The following is a 25,078-nucleotide window of genomic DNA, read 5'->3' as shown; positions in this document are numbered from 1 at the left end:
CTAATCGTGATCATCACAAGTTTTACTCATGCAGCTGCGGCAGCGCTTACAGGGAAATGTCGTGCGGATCGCGGATTTTTTGGGTTGCGAGCGTGGGCATCCGGGCCTATGTTGCTTGCGAGATGAGCTGTTTGCCTGCGCATGAAGCGCGATGACTCACCGAAGGAATACGAGATGTCAAAAGACTCCCGCCCTGCCGTGCTGGGGCTGATCGGCAATACCCCTCTGGTGCGCGTGACCCGCTTTGATACCGGGCCGTGCACGCTGTTTCTCAAACTCGAATCGCAGAACCCTGGTGGCTCGATCAAGGACCGTATCGGTCTGGCAATGATTGATGCGGCTGAACGTGATGGCCGCCTGCAACCGGGTGGCACCATCGTCGAAGCCACCGCCGGCAACACTGGCCTGGGCCTGGCGCTGGTCGGCCGCGCCAAGGGTTATCGGGTGGTGCTGGTGGTACCCGACAAGATGTCCACCGAGAAAGTCCTGCACTTGAAGGCCATGGGCGCCGAGGTGCACATCACCCGCTCCGATGTCGGCAAGGGCCATCCCGAGTATTACCAGGACGTGGCGGCACGTTTGGCGAAAGACATCCCCGGCGCGTTCTTCGCCGACCAGTTCAACAACCCGGCCAACCCGCTGGCGCACGAATGCAGTACCGCACCGGAGATCTGGGCGCAGACCGAACATGATCTGGACGCCATCGTGGTCGGCGTCGGCTCGGCCGGCACGCTCACCGGGCTGAGCCGCTTTTTCAAGCGTGTGCAGCCGGATCTGGAAATGGTCCTCGCCGACCCGGTGGGTTCGGTGATGGCTCAATACAGCCGCGATGGCACCCTGCCGAAGCCCGGTTCCTGGGCGGTGGAAGGCATCGGTGAAGACTTCATCCCGTCGATCACCGACCTCTCCAGCGTGCGCCACGCCTATTCAATCAGCGATGAAGAAAGCTTCGATCACGCCCGCCAGTTGCTCAAGGCCGAAGGCATTCTCGGAGGTTCCTCGACCGGCACCCTCTTCGCGGCCGCATTGCGTTATTGCCGCGAACAGACCGCGCCCAAACGCGTGGTCAGTTTCGTCTGCGACACCGGCACGCGCTACCTGTCGAAGGTCTACAACGACCAGTGGATGACCGATCAGGGCCTGTTGCAGCGCAAGGGTTATGGCGACCTGCGCGATCTGATCGCGCGGCGTTTCGAGGACGGCCGCGTGATCAGCGTCGGCCCCGGCGACACGCTGCTGACCGCGTTTCAGCGCATGCGTCTGGCGGACGTCTCGCAACTGCCGGTGCTGGTGGAAGGCAAGCAACTGGTAGGCGTCATCGACGAATCGGACATTTTGCTCGGCGTGCACGAAGACGCTGCACGCTTCAGCCAGTCGGTCTCCAGCGTGATGACCGACAAACTGCAAACCCTCGCTCCCGGCGCCACCCTGGCCGAGCTGGAAGCGGTGCTCAGCCGTGGCCTCGTCGCGATCATCGCCGACGCCTCAGGCTTCCACGGCCTGATCACCCGCACCGACATGCTCAACCAATTACGGAGATCCCTCGCATGAGTCAGCACGACGACAAATCCCAAGGCTTCGCGACCCGGGTGATTCACGCCGGGCAGGCGCCGGACCCGACCACCGGCGCGTTGATGCCGCCGATCTACGCCAACTCCACGTACCTGCAAGACAGCCCCGGTGTGCACAAGGGGTTTGACTACGGGCGCTCGCACAACCCGACACGCTTTGCCCTTGAGCGCTGTGTCGCGGATCTGGAAGGTGGCACCCGGGCGTTTGCCTTCGCGTCCGGGCTGGCGACGATTTCCACGGTGCTGGAATTGCTGGAGGCCGGTTCGCACATCATTTCCGGCAATGACTTGTATGGCGGCACCTTCCGTCTGTTCGACAAGGTGCGCCAGCGCAGCGCCGGGCATCGTTTCAGCTATGTCGATCTGGCCGATCTGTCGGCGTTCGAAGCCGCACTGCAGGACGACACGCGCATGGTCATGGTCGAGACCCCGACCAATCCGCTGCTGAGCCTGTCGGACCTGGCAGCCATTGCCCGTATCTGCCGCGCACGCGGGATCATCTGCGTGGCCGACAACACCTTTGCCAGTCCGTATATCCAGCGGCCGCTGGAGCTGGGGTTCGACATCGTGCTGCACTCGACCACCAAGTACCTCAATGGTCACTCGGACGTGATCGGGGGCATTGCGGTGGTTGGGCAGAATGCCGAACTTGCGGAAAAACTCGGCTTTCTGCAGAACGCCGTGGGCGCGATTGCCGGGCCATTCGACGCGTTCCTGACCCTGCGCGGGGTGAAGACCCTGGCGTTGCGCATGGAACGGCATTGCAGCAATGCCTTGGCGTTGGCGCAGTGGCTGGAACAGCAGCCGCAGGTCAAACGTGTCTACTACCCGGGGCTGGCTTCGCACCCGCAGCATGAACTGGCCAAGCGACAGATGCGCGGTTTCGGCGGGATGATTTCCGTGGATCTGAACAGCGATCTGGCCGGTGCGCGGCGCTTCCTCGAGAACGTAAAGATCTTCGCTCTGGCCGAGAGCCTGGGCGGCGTCGAGAGCCTGATTGAGCATCCGGCGATCATGACCCACGCAACCATTCCGCCTGAAACCCGGGCCAGACTCGGCATCGGCGATGGACTGGTGCGTTTGTCGGTGGGCGTCGAAGACCTTGAAGACCTGCGCGCCGACCTGGCGTACGCCCTGACGAAAATCTAGTCCTGCCACAACGACAAAGCCCGCGCGATGCGGGCTTTGGTGTTCGAGTAGGTGGCCAGTGCTGGTCTCTGGCTTACAAGGTTTATCGGGCCTCTCACAGTACAAAAGCAACCGTGGAAAAAGAGCGGTGCTTTGCTGCCTCACACGGCGTAAGGGCTGGATCTCAGCGCGGAGATCTTTCTAACCGTGTACCCTTCGGAACGCGCCCCACGTCCCCTTGCTATCCGATTGCGCATCAGTCTGCGTCTTCACCTACACCTTTGAGCCTAGCAAAGGCCAGACGCGCCTTCCGGGTGTTTTTAGACTGATTTCAACCTTGCCGAAGCTGAACAGAAAGCGAAACGCCTAACGCCCGTCGAGCGCCCCGCCGCACCGGCTCTGGATGGCGATCCCTGCCAAACCCGGTCGATCCTGCGCAGCCTTGTTGGGCAAGCCCGCTGCCACAGGCTGTCGAGGCCTTCACCAAAACTGCGCCGGACTCATAACCCTCCAACTGTGCCTGAAAAGACTCCCGCGACCTTCGGCGCGCCTTACCGTGTCACTCAAAATCCGTCTTTGGCATCTGGCAGTCCGGGCACAGCCAATCGTCATGAACGTCTTGCCAGGCAGTGCCGGGGGCAATTCCGTTTTCCGGATCACCGATCGCCGGATCATATTCATAACCGCATACCGTGCAGGTTTTGGTCTGCTCTTGAGTCAACATCAACAATCTCCTTTTGCTTAAAGTGCCACGGTTGAAATCAATCCGGCGGCGCCGAGGATGAAGCCGATCAATGCGCCACGCTCCGGCAACTCGCGAAGCATGGCGTAGATCACAATGGGTTCCAGCACCAGCAGCAGGGTCAACGAGGCGACGGTCACCACCCAGATATTCCCGGTCCCCTGATAACCCAGCCAATACGCCATTACCAGGCTGATACCGGCGATGCATATCAAGAACATCGGCTTGATAAACATGCCCGGAGTCTCCATGACCCTGCCCGGCAGTTTCGAGGCATAGACCTCACTGTAAATGGTCAGAATCTCGCCAAAGACCATCAGCAAAAGAGCCACGACTATGTAATGTTCTTTTTTCACAAAGACCTCTTTTGCAAGATTGAAAGAATTTCGTCAATGACGACGCTGCCCACTTCGTCACTGTCCAGCTGAAAATGCGGGCCGTCGTGATCGAACAGAAACGTGTTCTTGTATTCCCCTCCTTCAAAACCACCGATCCGGCGCAACACGCTTTGCGCCTGATCGAGTTTATCGGCGTGAAAGGTCTTCAGAATTTTCACGGCATTGCCAAAGTGAATGGCTTCATCGGCAATCAGGTTCTTGATCCACACATTGAAACCAGGATGGCCAAAGTCCTGATAGAACGTGTCTTTCTTGTAGGTTTTCACCGAAACGTACTCGTCATAGGCAAACAACAGCAGAAGATTGAACTCGCAGGAGAGAATGTCTTCCAGGCCTGAAAAATCGCCAACGCGGTCCTTCAGGTCATTGATGAGGTCACTTTCGGGCGCGCCAAAAACCAGGCGGTTCAGCTCAAAGAATCCGTCGGCATGGTTACGCTCGTCGGCGTACCAGAAATCCAGGTACTGAACAAAATAAGGGGAGAACTCTTTGCGCCGGGCGTACAGAGAATTATAAAGATTGACCGAATCGTACTCAGACACGAGGTCGGCCATAAAGAACGCTTTAAAGGAAGGATCAATGCCTGGATTGGTCCATCCACTGGCCGCGATATCCTCAAAAATCGCCCTGGAACTCCAATTACGCTTTTTTAAGAAAGCCGCTTCCATGCCATTTTCCTCCCTGTCTCACGGTATTCATTCACTGAATTTTTTTATGATTGCCGGAATAATCATGTCCTTGATTTCCTGCTTGGAAATCGGAAAATCCGGTGCGTTATGATCCAGCACAAATGTTCCTGTGTAACTGGGCTTCTCGAAGTCCACACGGAAAATGTCCTCCAGTATCCCCGGCACCTCCTGCAGTCTATGCGGGAACAACTCTCTGGCTTTTTTCACGAAGGCAAAGAAGTGCGTCACTTCATCCTTCTTGGTTTTGCGTATCCACGCCGATAGTTGTTGCGAATTGAAGCGGTCGTAACTTTCTATGCTGCGGTGGTAAACGTGGGTGGTGATGATTTCGTCATAGGCCAGAGTCACCAGAAGCTTTAACGGATCGGCGGCGATGGCATCGACAATGCTGAAATCCGGTTTCCTCAATTCGACACTGAGTGACACTTCATCAAAAGGAATAGCAGAATACGACGCGTAAATCAGCGCGAAACCATAGGCGTGATCAATTTCATCTTTCAGCCAGGGGTTGAGCACGTCTTCCATGCAGTTGAAGACTTCCGGGTAATTGCCCTCGAGGTACCAGTACAACCGCCGCGCGTCATATTCGGTGATCACCGAATCGAAAAATATCTCCTTCCATTCCTGACGATCCGACGCCGTCAGATCCACGGCAGGAAAACTGAATCCGGACAAGACCGCAGAAGCATCGGGTGTGGTGCGCGTGATCGCGCCGATTGCCATCGACATACATTCTTCCTTGATAGATTGAACGAGAACCAGGAAACAGTCAGATCAGAAAGCTGCCAAACGACAGCGTGCTATCGCCAGCAACGGGTCGCCAGTCGATCTGCTGAAAAACCATCGGCTGCCAGTATTTCTCAACAATGCCGTAGACGAATTCCCAGTCCAGGCTTTCACTCTCCAGAATCCCGGCGTGAGGATTGGCCTGTGCCCAAGCCATACCGGCGACAATGCTGGACACCACCTGCAAACTGGTAGCGCTGTTGTACTTGGCCATTTTCCGTGCCTTGCCAATGGACAGGTTCGAGCCCATCCACACGGACGGATACTGGTCACTGATGAGAAACACACCCAGTTCGTCGATGCCGGAAACAATGCCGTCCTTCAAGACTTCCTTGGTCAATACCCGGTCTTCATTGCCCTCGTTCAGCAGGGCCATGGAAGCCACGGCCTGATCACAAGGGTGATAGGCGTAATAAACCGTGGGGCGATAGCTGGGGTTGCGGCTGTCGCCGAGGGTCAAGTATTCGGCGATCGACAGCGATTCGTTGTGAGTCAACAAGTAACCGGTGAAGTCGAGGTAATTGGGTGACCAGCTTTTGACTTTGACTTCGCGCCCTTGCTCTCGCATGGCAATCGCATAGTCATTGCGAATCGCGCCCTGAGGGAGCCGGGTCTCATGGCTGCCCCAGCCCATTTCCGCCGGTTGCAGGCATTCGGTGATCAGGCCGTCCACCGACCAGGTGCACATGAAGTGCTGTTCGGAGCGTTCCTTGCCGGTGACTTGCGTATCGCGTTCGGAAATCTGGATCACCCTGACACCCAGGCGCTCGGCCAGTCTGGCCCAGTCTTGAGGGTGCGAGATTTCAAAGGCGACGCCGTTGACCGCAGCCATTTGCGTCAATGCCTTTTTCAGCAGCACCGAGATAAAGCCGGGATTGGCACCATGGGCGACAACGGCCGTTGCGCGGTCAACCGCTCGCTGTTTGGCAAAGCGCTTGAGTCCTTCGCGCAGGGAAAAGTTGCTCGCCAGATTCGAATCGACATCAGCGCTATATTCCCAGGGCTCAATGCAAGTATCCAGATAGAGCGAGTCGTGGCGCTGAGCAAGGTCGATCAATGCTTCACTGGAAACCGAAACAGCCAGATTCAGCAAAAACACCTGTTCGCCGAGATAAGGACTTATCACGCTTACAAAGTTATGCGGCGTAATCAACTTCTTAATCAATGACGCCGAATACTCTTGCGCAATGGCTTGCCTTGAGACATCCACTTCTTTGTCAAAGATAACAATGTCGCCCTGATATCGCTCAACCAACAGAGGCAACAAGGCCTGAGCGATACTTCCAAATCCGACTATCACGATTCGATTTATTGTTTTCATACGTAGAATCCTTTACGTAAGTTTGTATCCAATGCAGGCGCAACCCTTCGCAAGTGCGAAGCGCTATCCATCGTAAAGAGGTATTGGCAGAGCGCAGTCAATCTTCGCGGTGTTCGCGAATGACCACTAAGAGAATAGAAAGTTGGGGGCGATAATATCCATATAAATCCCATGCGGCTGAGCTTCCTGCCCAGACTTGTTATATTTGCGAAGATTGGATCCTAAACAGCCACCCGAGTCGTGGCAACCCCTTTCCCCAATTATTTTTTCATAATATTTCAGAAACAAAATGTCTCATATCAACCCAAACAAGTGATAACTCATTGATTAATTTTGAGTTATTTGGAGATATTCAGCAGAGGAACCTGCTCGCGAGGGGACGCTATTTCATAGCAATCCCCTGCTGCAACGCTTTGACACAATGCCTTAGACAAGCGGCGTGGCGAACTAGGGGTCCACCTGCGCCATCAACTCCGGCACCGATTCCGGCCGTTTCGCATAGCGCTGCGCCAGCACCGCACAGACCATCAGCTGAATCTGATGGAACAGCATCAGCGGCAGAATCAGCACGCCGATGGTGCTCCCGGCAAACAGCACCTGAGCCATTGGCACGCCGGTCGCCAGACTCTTTTTCGAACCGCAGAACAGTATGGTGATGCGATCTTCCTGGCTGAAGCCGAACACTCTGCCCAGCAGGGTCGAGGCCAGCAGCACCAACGCCAGCAGGATGCAGCAGACCACCACCAGTCCCAACAGATCGACCAGCGGAATCTGATGCCAGATGCCTTCGTTGACCGCTTCGCTGAATGCACCGTAGACCACCAGCAGAATCGAACCCTGATCGACGAATTTCAGCCAGTTCTTGTTGCGGCCGACCCACGCGCCGATCCAGCGCCGGGCGATCTGCCCGGCGATGAATGGCAACAGCAGTTGCACGCTGATTTTCAGGATCGCATCGAGGGTCGAACCGCCGTCGCCGTGGACGTCAAGCAACAGCGTCACCAGCAACGGCGTGAGGAAAATCCCGAACAGGCTGGATGCCGCCGCACTGCAAATCGCCGCCGGAATGTTGCCCCGCGCCAACGAGGTGAAAGCGATCGCCGACTGCACTGTGGCGGGCAACGCGCACAGGTAGAGCATGCCCATGTACAGCTTGTCGCCAATCAACGGCGACAACAGCGGTTTTAACGCCAGACCGAGAATCGGGAACAACACAAACGTCAGGCCGAATACCAGCAGATGCAGGCGCCAGTGCCCGGCACCGGCGATGATCGATTCGCGCGAGAGTTTGGCGCCGTGCAGAAAAAACAGCAGGGCGATGGCGATGTTGGTCAGCCAGCCGAAGCCGACCGCGACCTGACCGCTGGCGGGCAGGAAACTGGCGAGCAGAACTACGCCGATCAATGTCAGGGTGAAGTTGTCGGGCAGGAATCTTGGGCGAGTCATGGTCTGTCTATCCGGGGGTTGCCAGGGCGTGTCGACGACTCTAACGTGGCTGCGAATTACCGACTAACGCCGAAGGGCCACAAGATGCCGCCTAAAGGACATGAAAAAAGCATCCGGCGCAGCATTCCCGGGCTGCCCAGCCTGCCGCGCCCACTCTACGGGCGCACCGAATCGCTGCCCAATCGTGCCCTGACCCGGCGCCACAGCCACCCGTGGGTGCAGTTGTCGTACGCGATTCAGGGGGTGCTGGAAATACAGACCAGCGCCGGCCGCTTCGTCGCCCCGCCCGAGCGCGCCGTATGGATTCCGGCGGGTGTGCCGCATCGGGTGTTCAGCTCGCCGCACACGGAAATGCGCAGCCTCTACATCGATTGCAGCGTCGCTGGATGGGCGCTTGAGCGCTGCCATGTGCTGGGCGTCAGCGATCTACTCAGGGAATTGATTCGTGCGTTCAGCGAAGTCCCGGTGGAATACGAGCAGAGTGGCCCGCATGGACGTCTGGCCCAAGTGATCCTCGATCAACTGGCCGAGGCGCCGCAGATCGACCTGATGCTGCCGTTGCCGCAAGACGCCCGCTTGAAGCAGATCTACCAGAGCCTGGAGCAACACCCGGAACAGCAGACCACGCTGAGTCATTGGAGCGAGAAGTTCGGTGTCACCGAGAAGACCCTCACCCGGCTGTTCCTGCGCGATACCGGCCTGACCTTTCGCGCCTGGCGCCAGCGCCTGCGGTTGCTCGGCGCACTGACACCACTGGAAAAAGGCGAGCGCGTCACCGACGTCGCGCTGGCCTGTGGTTACGACTCAACGTCGGCGTTTATCGCCGCATTTCGCCAACAGTTCGGCGAAACACCGGGGGAATTCTTTCGCTGATCAACGCTCGGCCAGTTCCTCCAGCAAGTCAGCAGACGGTACGAAATACAAACTGCCAGTCACGGCCGTGCTGAAATCCAGCAACTTGTCGTAGTTGCCCGGTGGCTTGCCGACGAACATGTTCTCCAGCATCTGCTCGTTCGGCTCGGGCGAACGTGCGTAACCAATGAAGAACGTGCCGAACGCCCCTGCCCCAGGCCGGCCGAACGGCATGTTGTCGCGCAGGATTTTCACTTCCTCGCCGTCTGCCGTGGTGAGGGTGGTCAGCGCACTGTGGGAGTTGCTCGGTTTGACCGAGTCCTCCAGTTCGATGTCCGAGAGCTTCTTGCGCCCGATCACCCGTTCCTGCGCCTCGACGCTCAGCGCATTCCAGGCCGTCATGTTGTGCAGGTACTTCTGCACCAGCACGTAACTGCCGCCGCTGAAGCCTCGATACTTCGTTATTAACGAACTGTTGCGCAGAAATAAACGATTTTTCTTTGGCACAAACCCGTCGTTAGCATGGCCACGTCTGACCCCAATCCAAGAATAGACAGGGAGCGCGACATGCCAGCCACAAACATCAATATCGGCGAACCATGGATGTGGGGCGCCTTCATCGTCTTCGTGCTTGCCATGCTGGCATTGGACCTGTTTGTCTTCGGTGGGCGCAAGGCGCATCGGGTGTCGGTTCGCGAAGCCTTGTCCTGGGTCATCGCCTGGTGCCTGCTGGCACTGAGTTTCGCAGCGCTGCTCTGGTGGTACCTGCATGGCGCGTTCGGCGCTGACATCGCCCGACAGAAAACCCTCGAATTCCTCACCGGTTATCTGATCGAACAATCGCTGTCGATCGACAACATGTTCGTCTTCGTGATGATCTTCAGCTACTTCGCCGTGCCACCCGAGCTACAGCGGCGGGTGCTGCTGTACGGCGTGCTTGGCGCCATTGTGATGCGGGCGGTAATGATTTTTGCCGGGGTGTGGCTGGTGTCGCAGTTCGAATGGCTGCTGTATGCCTTCGGCGTGTTCCTGATCATTACCGGGATCAAGATGCTGGTGTTTGCCGACCATCAACCTGATCTGGAAAAAAATCCGTTGCTGCGCTGGGTGCGCGGGCATATGCGCATCACCAGCGGCTTTCATGGCGAACGGTTTTTCGTCCTGCAGAACGGCGTGCGCTGGGCTACTCCGATGTTCCTGGTGCTGGTGCTGATCGAGGCCAGTGACCTGATGTTCGCGGTTGACAGCATCCCGGCAATCTTCGCCGTGACGACTGACCCGTTCATTGTCTTCACTTCAAATATTTTCGCGATCATGGGCCTGCGCGCTTTGTACTTCCTGCTGGCAGACATGGCCGACCGCTTCCATCTGCTCAAGTACGGACTGGCGATGGTGCTGGTGTTCATCGGCGGCAAGATGGTCTTGATGCCGTGGCTGCACATGCCGGTGGAGTGGTCGCTGGCGGTGGTGGGCGGGGTCATTCTGGGGTCGGTGCTGCTGAGTCTGGTGATGACCAGAGAAAGCGAACGCAGCACGGAATGACACGCCATAAAAACCTGTGGGAGCGAGCTTGCTCGCGAAAGCGGTGTGTCATTCAACGATGATGCTGGATGATCCCACGCCTTCGCGAGCAAGCTCGCTCCCACAGGGATTTCGTTCAGTCCATATCTATTTGTCAGACTTGATGTTGGTCCATACGCGGGTACGCACGCGCTCGATTTTCTGCGGCAACGGTTGCACGACGTAGAGGTTTTTCAGCGCTTCAGGGGTGGGTGTCAGGTTCGGGTTGCCGGTGATTTCCTTGTTGATCAGCGGCATCGAATCCTTGTTCGCATTCGGGTAACCGAGGAAGTCGCTGATCGGTGCGATCACTTTCGGATCGAGCAGGTTATTGAGGAATTCATGGGCCTCGGCGACGTTCTTCGCGCTCTTCGGAATGGCGAAAGTGTCGAACCAGATCGGCGCACCTTCTTTCGGCAAGCGCCAGTCGACCACCACACCGTTGCCGGCTTCTTTGGCGCGGTTGCCGAACTGGTAGAAGCTGCCGGAATAACCGATGGCCACGCAGATGTCGCCGTTGGCAATGTCGGTCATGTACTTGGCCGAGTTGAAATAGGTCACGTAGGGGCGAACCTTGAGCATCAGCTCCTTGGCTTTTTCATAGTCGGCCGGGTTCTGGCTGTTCGGATCGAGGCCCAGGTAATGCAGGGCCAGCGGCAGGATTTCTGTCGGCGAATCAAGCATCGCCACGCCGCAGGATTTGAGTTTTTCCATGTTTTCCGGTTTGAACACCAGGTCCCAACTGTCCACCGGCGCATTGTCGCCCAGTGCCGCTTTTACCTTGGCCGGGTTGAAGCCGATCAGCACCGTACCGACCATGTAAGGCACGCCGTACTGGTTACCCGGATCGTTCTTGCCCAGCAGTTTCAACAGTTCCGGATCCTGGTGGCTCCAGTTCGGCAGTTTCGATTTATCCAGTTTCTGAAACACGCCAGCCTTGATCTGCGTTTCAAGGAACTGGTTCGACGGCACCACCAGGTCATAACCGGAGTTGCCGGTGAGCAGTTTGGCTTCCAGCGATTCGTTGGTGTCGAAGGTGTCCCAGGTCACTTTGATACCGGTTTTCGCGGCGAAATCCTTGGGCACCGACGGCAGGATGTAATCCGCCCAGTTGTACACCCGCAGTTCGCGCTGCTCAGCCTGCACGGCACTGGCCAGCAGTGTCAGCCCACACACGGTAGCGCCCAGAATACGTTTCATCGTGACCATGGTTGTTCCCCAAAAGGCAGCGTGAGTTCGATGGTTTTTATGTTCTGTACACGGCAGCGGCTGTAAAGGCAGCCAAGGAATTAAGGTTCAGCGTCTGGTTGTGGCTTTGATTCTTGCTGACAGCGTAGCCGGAGCACAGTGGGGGATGGGCCAAAAGGGGATCGTTGTGGCCAATTTGAATGACCGCCGGGATGCGGAAACAACAATGCCCGGCGAATGGCCGGGCATTGTCGGGTAGCGGATCAGCTCAGTCGGTGTAACCCAATCTCGCCGCCCTGCTCTGCTGTGTCTGGCCGCGTGTTGCCAGGCAGTAATACAACGGCACGGTGACCACCAGGCCGACCAGCCAGGACAAGTCCGCGCCCTCGACCAGATTGGCGTAAGGCCCGACGTACAGCGAGGTATTGGCGAACGGCAGTTGCACGAGAATGCCGATGAAATAAGCAATGATCGCGTGCAGATTAAAGCGCCCGTAAACCCCGCCATCGGCGCGGAAGATCGAGGTGATGTCGTAGCAGCCGCGCTTGATCAGGTAAAAGTCGATCAGGTTGATCGACGCCCACGGCACCAGCACCAGCAGCAACGCCAGAATCAGCCCGATGAACTGGGAGATGAAATCCGCCGAGGCACCGAGCGCGACCACACAGCAGCCCGCCAGCACCACGCTCGACAGCACCACACGCACCTTGATGCTCGGCGTCCACTGGCTGGCGAAGGTCTGGATCGAGGTGATGATCGACAGCACCGCGCCATACAGATTAAGGGCGTTGTGGCTGATGATATTGAGCAGGAACAGCACCATCAGCATTGGCCCCAGCCACCCGGTGGACTGCTTGACCGCCGTCATCGCCTCGGTGCCTTCGGGCGTCGCCAGCACGGCTACCGCACCAAAGGTGAACGACAGAATCGTACCCAGCGTCGCCCCGAGGTACGTTGCCCAGAACGGTTTGGCGATACCGATATCCGCTGGCAGATAACGCGAATAGTCGGACACGTACGGCGAGAAACTGATCTGCCAGATGATCCCCAGCGACACCGTCGCCAGCCAGCCCGACAGGTTGAAACTGCCGCGAGTCAGGAAGTCTGCCGGCAAGTCGTGGGCAAAGATGTAGATGAAACCGGCGAGCAGCGCACTGCCCATCACCCAAGTGCCGATGCGGTTCAGCGTGTGAATGAAGTTGTAGCCGATCACGCCGATCGCCGTAGCCGCCAGTGCACCGATGAGAATGCTCAACGGCGCCGGCACCGACGGCGCGATGCCGACGATGGATTTGCCGGCGAGCACGATGTTGGAAATGAAGAAACCGATGTAGATGATCGCTGCAAAAAACACGATCAACAGCGCACCGTAGCGTCCGAACTGGCCACGACTCTGCACCATCTGCGGAATGCCCATGCGCGGCCCCTGCGCCGAGGCCAGTGCGATCACCACGCCACCGATCAGGTGCCCCAGCGCAATCGCCAGCAGCCCCCAGAACAAGTCGAGATGAAACACCTGAACCACCATGGCGCCGGTGACGATGGGCAGTGGCGCAATGTTGGTGCTGAACCAAAGGGTGAAAAGGTCGCGGGCCTTCCCGTGGCGTTCCGCGAGTGGGACGTAGTCGACCGTGTGATTCTCGATCAACGGATCTTGCCGGGACATCTGGGACATATGCATGAACTCGAGTTTGTCTGTTCTTATCGTTGTATGAAGCCAAACCGGGGGGACTCTCTGGCCACCTCTCAGATGCAGACCATATTATGGTATTCCAAACAATTCACAAGACTGATCCGTAGTTTGCGACGCTATCTGATGCGTCATCCTCCCTGATATCACGGCTTTGCGACCAGGCGAAAGCCCCGTAAATGCTGAGTTTCCGACGAACGCGGCACGTTTATCGGTTCAGCTTAAAAGCCCTTGCAAAGATTAAATACTGGTATACCATCAGACCAACAAACACATAAAAACAGCGTCACAACACCCGAGGATCGTCCAATGATCGATGCCGCCATCTACAAACAAGTCATGGGCTCGTTCCCGTCCGGCGTAACCGTTATCACCACCCTGGACGATGACGGTCAGATCGTCGGCCTGACTGCCAGCGCCTTCAGCTCGCTGTCGATGGACCCGGCGCTGGTGCTGTTCTGCCCCAACTACAGCTCTGATTCCTATCCGGTGCTGATCAAAAACAAACGCTTTGCCATCCACGTCCTGTCCGGCGGCCAGCAAAGCGAAGCCTACGCCTTCGCCCGCAAAGGCAAAGACAAAGCGCAAGGCATCGAATGGACACTGAGCGAACTGGGTAACCCGATCCTCGCCAACGCGACGGCTATCATCGAATGTGAACTGTGGCGCGAATACGAAGGCGGCGACCACGCGATCATGGTCGGCGCGGTGAAGAATCTGATAGTGCCCGAGCAGCACACCGGGCCGCTGGTGTATTGCCACGGCAAGATGGGTGCCCTGCCCGTCCTGGCCTGATAAAAGAACAACGCATAACAACTGTGGGAGCGAGCTTGCTCGCGAAGGCGGTGTAACAGCCGGCATCTATGGCGATTGACAAGACGCCTTCGCGAGCAAGCTCGCTCCCACATGTAGCCTCAACAACAAAAAATCCGAGGAAGCGTCATGAAATTTTCCCTGTTCATCCACATGGAACGCTGGGACGAAAGCGTCAGCCACCGCCAACTGTTCGAAGACCTCACCGAACTGACCCTGATGGCCGAGGCAGGTGGTTTCAGCACCGTGTGGATCGGCGAACACCACGCGATGGAATACACCATCTCGCCAAGCCCGATGCCATTGCTCGCTTACCTCGCGGCCAAAACCACCACCATCCACCTCGGTGCCGGCACCATCATCGCGCCGTTCTGGCACCCGCTGCGCGTTGCCGGTGAATGCGCGTTGCTCGACGTGATCAGCAACGGCCGCATGGAAGTCGGCCTGGCCCGTGGCGCCTACCAAGTTGAATTCGATCGCATGGCCGGCGGCATGCCCGCCTCCGCCGGTGGCCAGGCCCTGCGCGAGATGGTCCCGGTGGTCCGCGCCCTGTGGCAAGGCGACTACGCCCACGATGGTGACATCTGGAAATTCCCCACCTCCACCAGCGTGCCGAAACCGATCCAGAAGCCCAACCCGCCAATGTGGATCGCCGCCCGCGACCCGGATTCACACAACTTCGCCGTGGCCAACGGCTGCAACGTGATGGTCACGCCGCTGATGAAAGGTGACGAAGAAGTCGTCGACCTGAAGAACAAATTCCAAACCGCGCTGGATAACAATCCAGACGTGCCGCGTCCGCAACTGATGGTGCTGCGCCATACCCATGTGCACACCGCCGATAATCCTGATGGCTGGAAAGTCGGCGCGAAAGCGATCTCACGGTTCTATCGCACCTTCGATGCGTGGTTCGGCAACAAGCAAACGCCGGTCAATGGCTTTCTGGCGCCGAGCCCGGAAGAGAAGTTTGCCGGGCGTCCGGAGTTTGAATTGGAGAGTTTGCACAAGACGGCGATGATTGGTACGCCGGAAGAGATCATTCCGCGGATCAAGTATTACCAGGAACTGGGGGTGGATGAGTTCAGCTTCTGGTGTGACAACAGCTTGCCGCATGAGGAGAAGAAGAAGTCGCTGGAGTTGTTTATCAAGCATGTGGTGCCGGCGTTTCGGTGAGTCACTGCTGATTGCCTGCACCAATAAAAAGTCCCGAGCAATTCGGGGCTTTTTATTTTAAATGGGGAAAATGCATTTTACGGCCTGGGAACTCAGTCACTTTTAAAGAAACATCACACTCGCGCCAATAAACGGCGTGCACGCTCGGACATTTCAGCGTTATCAACCTCGGCTAGCAATTGCAATTTTTCTCTAGCCTTATCGGTGCCAATTTCGTGTAAAGCGTAAATGCATTTCACACCCAGAGCATGCTCGGAAGCGATATACGGATAGCAGGTCAGCGCCGTCTTGAATAAATAGTCAACCGCCCCAGGGTATCTGAAAACCTTCAATTCCCTTGCAATATTCTCGTGACTGACATGCCAATCTTCGACGAGTAAACGGCATAACACATCCGCGCAGTCCTGAGTGAAACCGAACACCGCACCGAATATCAGTAAGCATTCCACACTGTCAGTGTCTTTAATTTCAAGCGCAGTTTCCAGTTCAGCACGCAGATAATCTTCGGGGATATCCCTACCCTTAAATAGAGACTCAAGAAAACAGTCTTTTGAGATCCCATGCGACACCAGATCAATCATCAAGTCCTGCTGTTGTTTATTCATAGCCCGCCTCCGAAAAAACTGCTCTTATCGCCAGATTTCTATTCATATCCAGGAAAATCAGACGTGATCTCACAAACAACACCCGCTGAAGGAGAAACGGGGACAGACCACGTTTTCGAAGTATTTCCAAACGTGGCCTGCCCCCATTTATCCCAGTTCAAACGTGACCAATTCAAATCACATACCATTATACGGATCAGCGATATTATCACCCAGTTCAGCAATTGACTCTCTAATCTCTGCTGCCACCTCAGGCGAAAGCTCACTGGCTTCTCGGCTCGATATAAAGTCGAAAAGCTCAACTAATCCAAGGTGTGCAGCAACGACAATCGAGCCCTCAGCAAAACCGAAATCACGCGCATCCCACCAATTGATCAGGATTTTTTCAATCTGAGCTTTTAGTGGCTGACGCAACTGTTTGTAGGTATGCCACTGACGATCACTTAGCTCTAGCAAAGCCTCTAAAAAATCATGCTTTAATTTTTCAGCGTCAGGCGCCTCTATTAAAAGCTCATAAAATTCCTTTGCCACATCCTCTTCAGGCATCGAGTCGGGAAGCAAGCGGTAATAAGAAATGGGCGTCATCATTTAAAATCCACTTGGGAAAACGTGTATAGACCACGTTTTTTGAATAAATTGCAAAACCGTGGTCCGCCCCCTTGTCTAACCGTGGGTACCATAAGAAACGGCCCCCCTTTTCCCCTTCAAATGATCGCCTTTATAGTTTTTATCAACCTGGATGTGTCGCTTAGACAATCAACATCCTCAGTGACATCAGATACTCGCACCAAAGCATCAATCGTATCTCTGGCCGCTTGAACATTTACAACCCAATAGTCTGCCTTGATATCTGCGAGTGCGGAAATCAATTCACCATCATACCGATCCCCTGTCAGAACATCTTCTGACAAAAAACGCGTAGCGAAAGTTAATAGATCAGCAATAAACAAATCCTGCCTCAAAGCTCGACATACATCACCGACCTCAAGATTATCAAAATCCGTATCACGAACAGACAGATACCACTCACTCAAAGAGGACATCGGGTCTTCTGGTGACCAAGCAACCGAATATTTTTTTTCCAACTCTCGAAATGTCATATTCCTGCACCATTCAGGGCCGATTCGATTCGGCTAATAGTATCCAACGCTCGTTGACGTGTCGCAACTGCCGCAGGCTCAGTAACGCCCTTCAAAGTTTCAGTGTGATTTCTCAATCCTCGGAGCAGGTCATTCATCTCTTTGAGATGGTCCCAATAGCCTCCACCAGGTTTCGGCACTGGGTCACCCGCCATGTCTCTGAGAGTTCCGGTAATATCGCTGTCCTTGAAATTATTGAGGATATTTTCAATTTTCTTGACGGCTCTTTGTTCACCCTGTGACAGTGTTGTAGTTGCATTCCCAGCAGCGGTACCGCTGGCGGCGTCAATACCTCCGCCTATACCAGATTCTGAACCGCCGATAGCTGCATCTATACCTCCTGAACCCGAGGTCGAAGCACCTACACCTTCTCCGATTTCGCTAAACATTCCAAACATGTTCGACAGAGCGCTCATGAAAGAGCCCCCTATTTCATCAAAAAACCCAATCCCCCATCTGCCAGTGATAGCACCTAATAAAAAGAGCGAGGCCGTCGCCTTCGCGTCATCCAGATCCTTTGAACCAGCTGAAATGGGCTCACCGTTATCACTGAATAAAACGGTAGGATCGTGCCACTCTTCATTATATTTCTGACCCGCTCCACCTATTACACTGCCTGTCCCCGGGTTCCCACCAGCCATCCCCGCCGCAATCAAACCGATTACTTGCGCCGTTCCGATTCTGTACTGGGTTCCTTGTGTGCTTCGATCGCTGACATCAAAGCGTGAACTGACAAATTCCGCCAGTATAGAATTAGCGATTGGAGCCAATCCCTCCGCAGAGCCGCCAGCAATTGCCCCGCTTGCAAAGCCCTCCCCTTTCGCCTTTGATATCAGCCCTCCCAACACAGCATGCAGTACTAATTTCTCAGCGATTGCAGCACTTACTCCAAGCCCCTGAGCCAGATCACCAATAGCTTTATTACCGACCGCCGCTCCGAGGTCGATCGCTTCTCCACCTAATGCGTTGACAAAATTTGATCCGAAGCTTCCTCCGCCAACGACCGTTGAGATACTGCTATCTAAAAGTACATGCGTCCCGCTACGCAGCAAGGTCTCGTCAAAGCCGCTCAGATTGAACATTTCTTTTAAATAACCAGGGTTTTTAACGGGCCCTGCAGTAATTACGTTCGATTCTCCGCTAGCTGTACCTCCTACGCTTTGAAACCAATTAGAATCTACATAATTAAACGCGCCAGCAGATAGCGCTGAGATTGTCGTGTTTGTAAGGCCGTCGCGGCTGAACGTATCTTTCAACGTCAAACCAAAATTGCCTTTATTGTTGATTACGTTAACTGCACCAGAGCTTGCCATTGAAGTCAGGGCAGCGGTTGCCATGACATTACCCCACCCAGCCGCGGCGGCTCCCACTGCAGTACCTGCTTCGACCATAGCAGTGCTGCCGGCCGCAGCCATTGCTGAGCCACTTCCGATGCCGGCTCCCGCAACACTACCCACTGCAGCGCTCGCAGCACCTGCGGTAAGTACCGTGACAACTATAATAATTGCCAGCATCGCGCCTTGACCCAGACTCGAGCTGCTGTATTTGAAAGACTCGTGAGTTTCTTTAATTAGCCTCCAGTCAACGTCTCCGCGCTTTTCTGCCACTTTGAGCCAAGCCAGTGCGGGGTCGGCCTTGACCATGGCATCAATACTTTCGCTGACTGTTTGTTTGTTTACGTCTTTGATATCGATCTTTAGACCATTGATCGCTTTGATAACCAGATTCCCATGTGCCACCAATTCGCTTTGACGCAAAGTTTCGTCTGTATTGCCCTTACCCCTCATGGAGTTCCAAGACAAGCTGCTACTGCTTTTTACGTGGCTTTCCTGCTCAAGATCCTTAACGCCCTCAAACACGATGGAACCACCACTGTGGACGGTGAGGTTGTTACCGCTTTCGAGTTTGGCTACCTGATAGCGCTGGTCGCCTCCACTAGCCAAGATGAGGCTTCCACCCGTAGAGATTTCACTGCCAACATGAGTGACGCTGGTGACTTCGTCGCGCTGGCTTTTTTTGCTGCCAAAGCTGCCCTTTTTCTTCATGTCATACAGGGAGTAGTCCGTATCCTGCGCGGCGAGGATATCGATGCGATCGCCTGCCACTAGATATGCCTCGTCGCCGGCGGTGACACGACTGGACACTACGGCGATATTTTGACCCGCCGCCATCCCTACATTGCCGCCCGCCGTGACACCAGACATGACCTGAGTGACATGGTCTTCCTGACGGGTCGTGTGCTTGTTTTTTTGAGAGCGAGTGCTCTTCATTCGCCGCCGAGGTGATGACCAGGTTGTCAGTAGCTGTCATCGCAACATCACGCTTGGCTTCTATGTCACTGGCAATCACATTGATGTCGCGCTTGGCCTCGGCCTTGAAGTCACGTCCGGCATCGATATCTGCGGCCAGTTGAGTGATATCACTGCTACTTGCCCTTGAACCCAACGAAACGCTGTCATTGACTTGCACGGAGACCACATTGACATCGCGCCCGGCGTTCAACGCCATGTCCTGGCCGCTTTTCAGGACGCCGCCGATGACGTTGATGTCGTTGGCCGCTTTAACGGTCAGGTCATTGGCCGCCTCAATCCGCGCTGCGTTATCGGCAAAGTCCTGATGCCGGGTGACGGTGCCGTACTGGTCGTCCATCGAGGTGATGGTTCGTTCGTTGATCACATCGCCGGTGCGAGTGGTCAGGCTGACGTCCTTGCCGGCAATGATGCCGCCGGCCTTGTTGACGATGCTGTTGGTGGACAGCAGGTCCAGACGATTGCCCGCCTCGATCGAACCGCTGTTGACCAGGTCCTTGCCCGCTGTGGCGGACAGGTTGTTGGTGGCCTTGAGCGTGCCGACGTTGTCGAGGTTTTCACCGGCGATCAGCGTCACATCCTTACCGGCAATCAGCGCACCGGTCGGGCCGAGGCGGCCATTGGCTTGCGCCAGATACACCACCGGCACCAGGACTTTTTCGCCATTCACTTCATGCTCTTCGAGCCAGACGATGTCGTGCTTCAGCGCCGCGACTTGCTGCGAGGTGAGGCCGACGCCGACCGACAGGTTGAGCGCGTCCTTGCTGGCGATGGCGTTGTTCATCAGGTACTTGAACATGCCCTCGTTGGAGGTCTGGCCATCAAGGAAAGCCTGGCCGGTGCGGGCGGTGACGGCTTGCTGGATCAGGCGTTGTTCGTAGAGTCCATCGCCCAGGCGTTTGGCGCTCTGATCGGGGTTGTAGCCGAGTTTTCCAGCAGGTAATCGGAACTCATGAACGACTTGAGGTTGGTGAGTGCCGGTTTTTTAGTTTTTTGGACGTCACAGCAATTCGTTGATCCGGCCGGCTAACATCGTAAACATGCTGCTCGCAACCCTGCCCGACAAACTGAAACTCCACCCGGTAGACCTTGCTTCGTTCCGGCGTAAAAGTACTGTTCAGCGGCCCGCAGCTATAAGTGTTGCCGGTACCCATTCCGTGGGAACGCCCCGACACCTCGAAGGGTTCGTCGGCATTGGCTTGCGTTTCCAGCTGAGGGAAATGCTTGAAGGTGGCGCTGTTGGCCGCTTCGTTGAGTTTGGCGATCCAGGCGAACACCTTGCCTCGCCCGGAATCCACCACAGTACCCAACACTTCCATTCGCCGATCGGGATCTGAAGCACGGCGGACGGAGAACTCGACAGGGTATGTGTAGCCTGTGGCTTTCATGATGACTTTGGCGTGTTGTTCATCCGTGGTGACTTTTTTTTGCTGAAGTTGGATGCCATCCTTTAAAAGACTGGGGGAAGAGTCTCTGACGTTCGAATGGCAGCCTGCAATCAGGAAAACCAGTGGAAACAAAAGTCCCGTTCTAATCAATTTTTTATCACCCCGTAAAGATGTAGCGGGCAGGCTTATCGAACTCAATAAACCTGCCCTGCAGCAACCGTTAAATAATGTCCAGAAGCTGTAAGTCCGACTCGACCTGCAAAGCATCCTGTTCAGACAACTGCGACATAAGAAACGCTAACCCATCCACCTCAATAATCCCTTTTATATGGGCGACTGCAAAATCAAAAGCCACCTTGGGCTCTCTACCCGCCGACAACACAAGTCCGGCAGTCTGGAGCATTAAGTTTTCAACTGGAGTAACAAAACTTTCCTCCATCTCATTTAATGCATAGCCGACTTCAAGCTCCCCTTCAACCCAGGAAAAATCCGACTTTTTGTTCTTCCTGATTTTAGTTCTGCAGTAAATGGGATAGTAGTAAAACATTCGCTGCATTATTTCTTTATAACTTAAAATCGCAGACATGATGAGTCCCTCAACATACTATGGCCGTTGGCACGTTCAGCGGCCCGCAGCTATAATATTGCCGGGACCCATGCCGTTGGAACGCACCGACACCTCGAGGGGTTCATTGGCATTGGCTTGCGTTTCCAACTGAGGGAAGTGCTTGAACGTGGCGTTATTGGCTACTTCGTTAAGCTTGGCGATCCAGCAGAACACCTTGCCCCGAGAAAGGTCTCTGACGTGGGTGTTGCAACCTGAAAGTATGAAAACCAACATAAAAACGATAGCGTTTTAGCCAATTTTTTAACACTCCGCTCCAGCGTTACAATGACCAACACTCTCAATCTAGCCCGCGAAGACTCACGCGCCACCAACGGTTAATTGAACGACTCAATAACCCAAGTCACCAGAACTCGCGGCGACGTGCTACCTGTATCGCGACACTCCTCTTATAACCCGCCCAGAAGGTTCTTGTATTTCTCACAAACCGACCTACTGGACAGAGTGGAATCGTCCAGATCATTTAAAACACAAGGCCAGGCTTTCGTAAAACTCAAAAAAACCTTCAGATACATTAACTTCGCGTGCTCAGTATGATCTAGATTAATCTCAATCATTGTCTGCGGAGTAGCCCCGAGAGCATCCTGCCATTCTTGCTGATCTTCGGCATCATAAAACTCGTCAAGAATATCTTTTGAATGCAGGGCCAACCAAATATCTGAATCATCCTCACCAACGCCACCGCGAGAAGGTTTTCCGGCACTCACGAACCCGCCATGTTCTAGGAGCACGGCTTTAAAATCATCCGTGCTCAATTTTTCTGATGATAGGATCATTGCCGACAATGACATAATTAAAGCCCTTCTTTTAGCTCGTTAAAAATGCGCTGCACATATTGTGAGACGGACTACACGACAATACAAAAACGGGGGACAAAAAAGGTGGCGGATTTAGTTTCGGTTGGATTTGTGATCCTTTTCCGCCAAAAAAAATCTGCCACCTTTAACTTCTCAGTTACTTGGACCAACTGGAAAAACCTGATCCCAGAGAATCGATGTGAGATATTCCTTGGCATCTGCCTCGTCATCTGCCGGATATACGACATAGTCATCGTTGTCTAGCAGCAAAACCCAGGATACAGAGTCATCTTGATAAAGAGATTCAAGTTCCCGCTCGATATTCGATCGCTGCTCCGGATCATCTAGTATACGCCTTAACAAACTTTGAGTTTCCGAGTCACTCAGCCCTACCTCTACCGAAAATACCGACCTCAAAACATTAACCACACGCGAGTAGTTCATAAGCAGTCACCTAGCTGGAAATATAGTAATGGTTTGCCATGTATTACTTGCTTTATCAAGCTCATAGGTTGCCTGAACGCTGCGGGTAAAACGGGGACAGACCACGTTTTCACTAAATGATCGATTTTTTTGGCCGTCCCGGGCTCCCTCGCTGCACGCGACGACCGATCATTTCCTCGACATCAACAGCAAACTTTGAACCGCCAAAAACATTATTCCCATTGGTCGCGTCACGAAGCTGGTCAACCAATTCCGACTCTAAGTCATTTTTGAACAGTTCGCGGTAAGCTTCTGCCGGCTGCCCGCCCTGCCCTCCAAGCGCCAAATACTGAGCATGAGGGGTAACAATGTGTGATCGCTCTGATTGTGTGTTAACACGGTAACTTGACCAGCGATATTCTGCCGGATGATTTACCATTTTCGCTCTGACGGGATTCATTTCGATGTATCGATAACAGCACAACAAATATCGTTCACTCTCAACAAGGCATGAACGATACCGGCCTTCCCACAAACTTCCGCTGCGACTATAAGCACGATTTATGTATTGGACGTATCTCTGGCCGACACCTTTCATCAGCAGGCTTGCGCTGTTGGCATAATGAGGACTGACTAACAAGTGAACATGATTGGTCATTAGGCACCACGCATGAATATCACATTCATTTTTAGAAGCCTGTTCGACTAAAAGCTCCAGATAAAAAAGATAGTCTTCGTCGGTAAAAAAACACACAGACCTATTGTTTCCTCGCTGAATCAAGTGCAACGGTACGCCTGGTATCAAAACTCTTGGTCTACGCGGCATCGATGAATCCTTTCAATTGGTCGAACTGAAAGCTTAGCGGGCCGAAAGGCACAAATGACGGCAAATTTTTACGTATTGTTGCAGTCAACTACATTAAACGTGGTCTGACCCCATTTATCTTGTCAGGACATTCTGACCAGCCATGCCGCTGCCAACTCTACAACTCTTCAATACCTTCAATTACGCCACCCACTGCCCCCCGAGGCAGCAACGCCTCATGGACAATGTTGCCAAAGTCCTTACTCCAGACCAGCCTGTCCGCATGCTCTGTTTTTTGAAAATAAATAAACAGACCGGCGTCCCCCAAGAAGGTGCACGTCATATCTTGCACGCCTTCTAGAATGGCGGACTCCCCTTTGAAAAAATAACGATGCGCGGAAGCGAATAATTCTTTTGCAGAAATCGCTGAATCGCCCTCCTCTATATTTTCAAATTCCATTTTTGCGTAGAAGTTCACGGCAGTTTTAAGCTCGGCAACATCCACGACATCAAGGAGCCTTTCCCCACCAACAAACAACGAAAACAAGCCGTTTACCCAGAAACAACTTGAATCAGTCCAATCTCTCACTACATCAAACTGAATTGAGAATATAAACGGATCGCCGTAAATCATTTCAATCTTACTCCTAGCGCCTTTTGCACTGCCGCCGGTATATAACTAGCCAACATGGGTTTCCGGCGCCACCAAATAAAAAAGGGGACAGACCATAAAAAGGGCATAAAAAGCATAAAAAGCATAAAAAGGGGACAGACCACGTTTTCAGAGTGCTTTCTAAACGTGGTCTTTCCCCATTTATCCTCAGAGCCTAGAGTAGATTTGTGGGGATCCCTCAGGGTCTGTCCCCATTTACCAATACCCCCAAGACTTGCTTCTTTGACTGGATCGTCATCCTGCACATCAAAGTCATTACTTCTTTTGCGGATAAAACAGACCAAATCTTGTATAAACCTGATCCATTCTCACTCATTCTCTGTCAGTCCAGACTGAATTTAACCTGAGTACCGTCTGGTAAATTTTTAATCTTATCGGCTATATACGCTCTGAGCCGCATGCCTTCTACAGCATCGGCAACATATAAATTATCCAAGGAAAAATCACCGCCCATTACAAAAGGCACCTTGGGCAGCAAACGCATCCCTGCACGAACTGGACCATTGCGCTTTTGCCACTGATGAGCCAACGGATAGCCTGTCAATACTTCATAGTCGTGCAGAACTACTTCAGCCCAGCTTTCAACATCCGCAGCCAAGTACTCTAAAGAGCCAGTTTCCGGATCAAAAATGTAGATATTGCCATCCTTGATACAGAACTGCCCACCAAAGATATCTTCAGCAAAAAAGACAACGTTATCGGCTAGGCCTTTGTAGCTACTGCGCCACAGGTCAGCGTGATTCCAATCAGATATGCCCATTTCACTTTGACTGGAATCGCTTGGAAAAACATGCAGCGCGCCTTCAAAAGCATAGAAGCCATTGCGCTGACGCAGTATTTCAAAAAGTTGTTCCGTCGAAGTCCCTGCCATGTTGCGTATTGGCCCAGACAGTTCTGGTTCACACTCACTCAAGGATGAACTTGCAATCGATAACAACTTATCCAAATTATTCATAA

24 protein-coding genes and 3 pseudogenes are annotated in these 25,078 nt (G+C 54.2%); 6 read left to right on the top strand and 21 right to left on the bottom strand.

Annotation, left to right across the window (positions count from 1 at the left end; genetic code table 11):
* Positions 1-174: 174 nt before the first annotated feature.
* Positions 175-1,551: a pyridoxal-phosphate dependent enzyme gene (locus tag HV782_RS12795; RefSeq protein WP_186748654.1), complete on the top strand. Its 1,377-nt coding sequence runs from the start codon at positions 175-177 to the stop codon at positions 1,549-1,551.
* A complete protein-coding gene (locus HV782_RS12790; protein WP_128614939.1) occupies positions 1,548-2,720 on the top strand; it encodes a cystathionine gamma-synthase in 1,173 nt (390 codons plus the stop codon). The genes HV782_RS12795 and HV782_RS12790 overlap by 4 nt, the downstream gene beginning before the upstream one ends.
* A gap of 538 nt (positions 2,721-3,258) precedes the next feature.
* Here the strand turns inward: HV782_RS12790 and HV782_RS12785 are convergent.
* The 6 genes from HV782_RS12785 to HV782_RS12760 all read right to left on the bottom strand — a co-directional run bounded on the left by HV782_RS12785 (position 3,259) and on the right by HV782_RS12760 (position 8,081).
* Positions 3,259-3,423, bottom strand: coding sequence for a rubredoxin (locus tag HV782_RS12785; RefSeq protein ID WP_123467951.1), 165 nt, complete (start codon positions 3,421-3,423; stop codon positions 3,259-3,261).
* A gap of 17 nt (positions 3,424-3,440) precedes the next feature.
* Complete coding sequence (locus tag HV782_RS12780; RefSeq protein ID WP_123469155.1) at positions 3,441-3,779, bottom strand: rhodanese-like domain-containing protein; 339 nt, start codon at positions 3,777-3,779, stop codon at positions 3,441-3,443.
* Positions 3,780-3,793: 14 nt separating this feature from the next.
* Positions 3,794-4,507 (bottom strand): ferritin family protein, encoded by a 714-nt coding sequence (locus HV782_RS12775; protein ID WP_225931072.1) that lies wholly within the window; start codon positions 4,505-4,507, stop codon positions 3,794-3,796.
* A 27-nt stretch (positions 4,508-4,534) separates the two neighbouring features.
* Positions 4,535-5,257, bottom strand: coding sequence for a hypothetical protein (locus tag HV782_RS12770; RefSeq protein WP_123467947.1), 723 nt, complete (start codon positions 5,255-5,257; stop codon positions 4,535-4,537).
* Between the two features lie 40 nt (positions 5,258-5,297).
* Positions 5,298-6,635, bottom strand: a complete 1,338-nt coding sequence (locus HV782_RS12765; RefSeq protein ID WP_186748655.1) for a saccharopine dehydrogenase C-terminal domain-containing protein — start codon at positions 6,633-6,635, stop codon at positions 5,298-5,300.
* Between the two features lie 447 nt (positions 6,636-7,082).
* On the bottom strand, positions 7,083-8,081 hold the full coding sequence (locus HV782_RS12760) for a bile acid:sodium symporter family protein (RefSeq protein ID WP_128613933.1): 999 nt from the start codon (positions 8,079-8,081) through the stop codon (positions 7,083-7,085).
* Positions 8,082-8,165: 84 nt separating this feature from the next.
* On the opposite strand from HV782_RS12760, the gene HV782_RS12755 reads away from it, so the two are divergent.
* Positions 8,166-8,954: an AraC family transcriptional regulator gene (locus tag HV782_RS12755; RefSeq protein ID WP_186748656.1), complete on the top strand. Its 789-nt coding sequence runs from the start codon at positions 8,166-8,168 to the stop codon at positions 8,952-8,954.
* Here the strand turns inward: HV782_RS12755 and HV782_RS12750 are convergent.
* A pseudogene (locus HV782_RS12750) lies at positions 8,955-9,380 on the bottom strand (Dyp-type peroxidase); the annotation flags it as partial.
* Between the two features lie 120 nt (positions 9,381-9,500).
* Here HV782_RS12750 and HV782_RS12745 point away from each other — a divergent pair.
* Positions 9,501-10,475, top strand: coding sequence for a TerC family protein (locus HV782_RS12745; RefSeq protein WP_186748657.1), 975 nt, complete (start codon positions 9,501-9,503; stop codon positions 10,473-10,475).
* Positions 10,476-10,601: 126 nt separating this feature from the next.
* Here HV782_RS12745 and HV782_RS12740 read toward each other — a convergent pair whose 3' ends face one another.
* Together HV782_RS12740 and HV782_RS12735 are read right to left on the bottom strand one after the other, a co-directional pair.
* Entirely contained in the window at positions 10,602-11,702 is a 1,101-nt protein-coding gene (locus tag HV782_RS12740; RefSeq protein ID WP_186748658.1) for a polyamine ABC transporter substrate-binding protein, read from the bottom strand.
* Positions 11,703-11,949: 247 nt separating this feature from the next.
* The gene (locus HV782_RS12735) at positions 11,950-13,356 is read right to left on the bottom strand and encodes a purine-cytosine permease family protein (RefSeq protein WP_186748659.1); all 1,407 of its coding nucleotides are present in this window, start codon (positions 13,354-13,356) and stop codon (positions 11,950-11,952) included.
* A 324-nt stretch (positions 13,357-13,680) separates the two neighbouring features.
* On the opposite strand from HV782_RS12735, the gene HV782_RS12730 reads away from it, so the two are divergent.
* Both HV782_RS12730 and HV782_RS12725 read left to right on the top strand, forming a co-directional pair.
* A complete protein-coding gene (locus HV782_RS12730) occupies positions 13,681-14,166 on the top strand; it encodes a flavin reductase family protein (RefSeq protein ID WP_003225754.1) in 486 nt (161 codons plus the stop codon).
* 147 nt (positions 14,167-14,313) lie between these two features.
* Positions 14,314-15,357, top strand: a complete 1,044-nt coding sequence (locus tag HV782_RS12725; RefSeq protein WP_186748748.1) for an LLM class flavin-dependent oxidoreductase — start codon at positions 14,314-14,316, stop codon at positions 15,355-15,357.
* Between the two features lie 113 nt (positions 15,358-15,470).
* On the opposite strand, the gene HV782_RS12720 is transcribed toward HV782_RS12725, so the two are convergent.
* The 12 genes and pseudogenes from HV782_RS12720 to HV782_RS12665 all read right to left on the bottom strand — a co-directional run bounded on the left by HV782_RS12720 (position 15,471) and on the right by HV782_RS12665 (position 25,076).
* Positions 15,471-15,962, bottom strand: coding sequence for a hypothetical protein (locus HV782_RS12720; protein WP_186748747.1), 492 nt, complete (start codon positions 15,960-15,962; stop codon positions 15,471-15,473).
* Between the two features lie 177 nt (positions 15,963-16,139).
* A complete protein-coding gene (locus tag HV782_RS12715; protein WP_186748746.1) occupies positions 16,140-16,550 on the bottom strand; it encodes a hypothetical protein in 411 nt (136 codons plus the stop codon).
* 116 nt (positions 16,551-16,666) lie between these two features.
* Positions 16,667-17,062: a contact-dependent growth inhibition system immunity protein gene (locus HV782_RS12710; protein WP_186748745.1), complete on the bottom strand. Its 396-nt coding sequence runs from the start codon at positions 17,060-17,062 to the stop codon at positions 16,667-16,669.
* Positions 17,059-17,334 (bottom strand): annotated as a pseudogene (locus tag HV782_RS29125) (polymorphic toxin type 28 domain-containing protein); the annotation flags it as partial. The gene HV782_RS12710 and the pseudogene HV782_RS29125, both read right to left, overlap by 4 nt.
* A 531-nt stretch (positions 17,335-17,865) precedes the next feature.
* A pseudogene (locus HV782_RS12700) lies at positions 17,866-20,346 on the bottom strand (DUF637 domain-containing protein); the annotation flags it as partial.
* A gap of 14 nt (positions 20,347-20,360) precedes the next feature.
* Entirely contained in the window at positions 20,361-20,948 is a 588-nt protein-coding gene (locus tag HV782_RS12695; protein WP_217890361.1) for a hypothetical protein, read from the bottom strand.
* 70 nt (positions 20,949-21,018) lie between these two features.
* Positions 21,019-21,384: a hypothetical protein gene (locus HV782_RS12690; RefSeq protein WP_217890353.1), complete on the bottom strand. Its 366-nt coding sequence runs from the start codon at positions 21,382-21,384 to the stop codon at positions 21,019-21,021.
* A gap of 428 nt (positions 21,385-21,812) precedes the next feature.
* Positions 21,813-22,214, bottom strand: a complete 402-nt coding sequence (locus HV782_RS12685; protein WP_217890352.1) for a hypothetical protein — start codon at positions 22,212-22,214, stop codon at positions 21,813-21,815.
* A gap of 159 nt (positions 22,215-22,373) precedes the next feature.
* Entirely contained in the window at positions 22,374-22,664 is a 291-nt protein-coding gene (locus HV782_RS12680) for a hypothetical protein (RefSeq protein ID WP_217890351.1), read from the bottom strand.
* Between the two features lie 112 nt (positions 22,665-22,776).
* On the bottom strand, positions 22,777-23,469 hold the full coding sequence (locus HV782_RS12675; protein ID WP_128615621.1) for a transposase: 693 nt from the start codon (positions 23,467-23,469) through the stop codon (positions 22,777-22,779).
* Positions 23,470-23,626: 157 nt separating this feature from the next.
* Positions 23,627-24,082 (bottom strand): Imm42 family immunity protein, encoded by a 456-nt coding sequence (locus HV782_RS12670; RefSeq protein ID WP_128615622.1) that lies wholly within the window; start codon positions 24,080-24,082, stop codon positions 23,627-23,629.
* 361 nt (positions 24,083-24,443) lie between these two features.
* On the bottom strand, positions 24,444-25,076 hold the full coding sequence (locus tag HV782_RS12665; RefSeq protein WP_189656048.1) for an SMI1/KNR4 family protein: 633 nt from the start codon (positions 25,074-25,076) through the stop codon (positions 24,444-24,446).
* Positions 25,077-25,078 lie beyond the last annotated feature (2 nt).

Origin of the sequence: Pseudomonas monsensis, from assembly GCF_014268495.2 — a bacterium.
In the GTDB taxonomy this organism is placed as follows: Bacteria; Pseudomonadota; Gammaproteobacteria; order Pseudomonadales; family Pseudomonadaceae; genus Aquipseudomonas; species Aquipseudomonas monsensis.
Note: the sequence above shows the minus strand (reverse complement) of the source record. Positions and strands in the feature narration are given on the sequence as shown.

Coding starts and splice junctions, on each gene's coding strand:
- HV782_RS12730 (WP_003225754.1), top strand. CDS start 13,681: ATGATCGATGCCGCCATCTACAAACAAGTCATGGGCTCGTTCCCGTCC.
- HV782_RS12765 (WP_186748655.1), bottom strand. CDS start 6,635: ATGAAAACAATAAATCGAATCGTGATAGTCGGATTTGGAAGTATCGCT.
- HV782_RS12740 (WP_186748658.1), bottom strand. CDS start 11,702: ATGGTCACGATGAAACGTATTCTGGGCGCTACCGTGTGTGGGCTGACA.
- HV782_RS12770 (WP_123467947.1), bottom strand. CDS start 5,257: ATGTCGATGGCAATCGGCGCGATCACGCGCACCACACCCGATGCTTCT.
- HV782_RS12760 (WP_128613933.1), bottom strand. CDS start 8,081: ATGACTCGCCCAAGATTCCTGCCCGACAACTTCACCCTGACATTGATC.
- HV782_RS12680 (WP_217890351.1), bottom strand. CDS start 22,664: ATGAACTACTCGCGTGTGGTTAATGTTTTGAGGTCGGTATTTTCGGTA.
- HV782_RS12745 (WP_186748657.1), top strand. CDS start 9,501: ATGCCAGCCACAAACATCAATATCGGCGAACCATGGATGTGGGGCGCC.
- HV782_RS12735 (WP_186748659.1), bottom strand. CDS start 13,356: ATGTCCCAGATGTCCCGGCAAGATCCGTTGATCGAGAATCACACGGTC.
- HV782_RS12710 (WP_186748745.1), bottom strand. CDS start 17,062: ATGACATTTCGAGAGTTGGAAAAAAAATATTCGGTTGCTTGGTCACCA.
- HV782_RS12690 (WP_217890353.1), bottom strand. CDS start 21,384: ATGTCTGCGATTTTAAGTTATAAAGAAATAATGCAGCGAATGTTTTAC.
- HV782_RS12790 (WP_128614939.1), top strand. CDS start 1,548: ATGAGTCAGCACGACGACAAATCCCAAGGCTTCGCGACCCGGGTGATT.
- HV782_RS12775 (WP_225931072.1), bottom strand. CDS start 4,507: ATGGAAGCGGCTTTCTTAAAAAAGCGTAATTGGAGTTCCAGGGCGATT.
- HV782_RS12665 (WP_189656048.1), bottom strand. CDS start 25,076: ATGAATAATTTGGATAAGTTGTTATCGATTGCAAGTTCATCCTTGAGT.
- HV782_RS12670 (WP_128615622.1), bottom strand. CDS start 24,082: ATGATTTACGGCGATCCGTTTATATTCTCAATTCAGTTTGATGTAGTG.
- HV782_RS12795 (WP_186748654.1), top strand. CDS start 175: ATGTCAAAAGACTCCCGCCCTGCCGTGCTGGGGCTGATCGGCAATACC.
- HV782_RS12785 (WP_123467951.1), bottom strand. CDS start 3,423: ATGTTGACTCAAGAGCAGACCAAAACCTGCACGGTATGCGGTTATGAA.
- HV782_RS12715 (WP_186748746.1), bottom strand. CDS start 16,550: ATGATGACGCCCATTTCTTATTACCGCTTGCTTCCCGACTCGATGCCT.
- HV782_RS12725 (WP_186748748.1), top strand. CDS start 14,314: ATGAAATTTTCCCTGTTCATCCACATGGAACGCTGGGACGAAAGCGTC.
- HV782_RS12720 (WP_186748747.1), bottom strand. CDS start 15,962: ATGAATAAACAACAGCAGGACTTGATGATTGATCTGGTGTCGCATGGG.
- HV782_RS12685 (WP_217890352.1), bottom strand. CDS start 22,214: ATGTCATTGTCGGCAATGATCCTATCATCAGAAAAATTGAGCACGGAT.
- HV782_RS12675 (WP_128615621.1), bottom strand. CDS start 23,469: ATGCCGCGTAGACCAAGAGTTTTGATACCAGGCGTACCGTTGCACTTG.
- HV782_RS12755 (WP_186748656.1), top strand. CDS start 8,166: ATGCCGCCTAAAGGACATGAAAAAAGCATCCGGCGCAGCATTCCCGGG.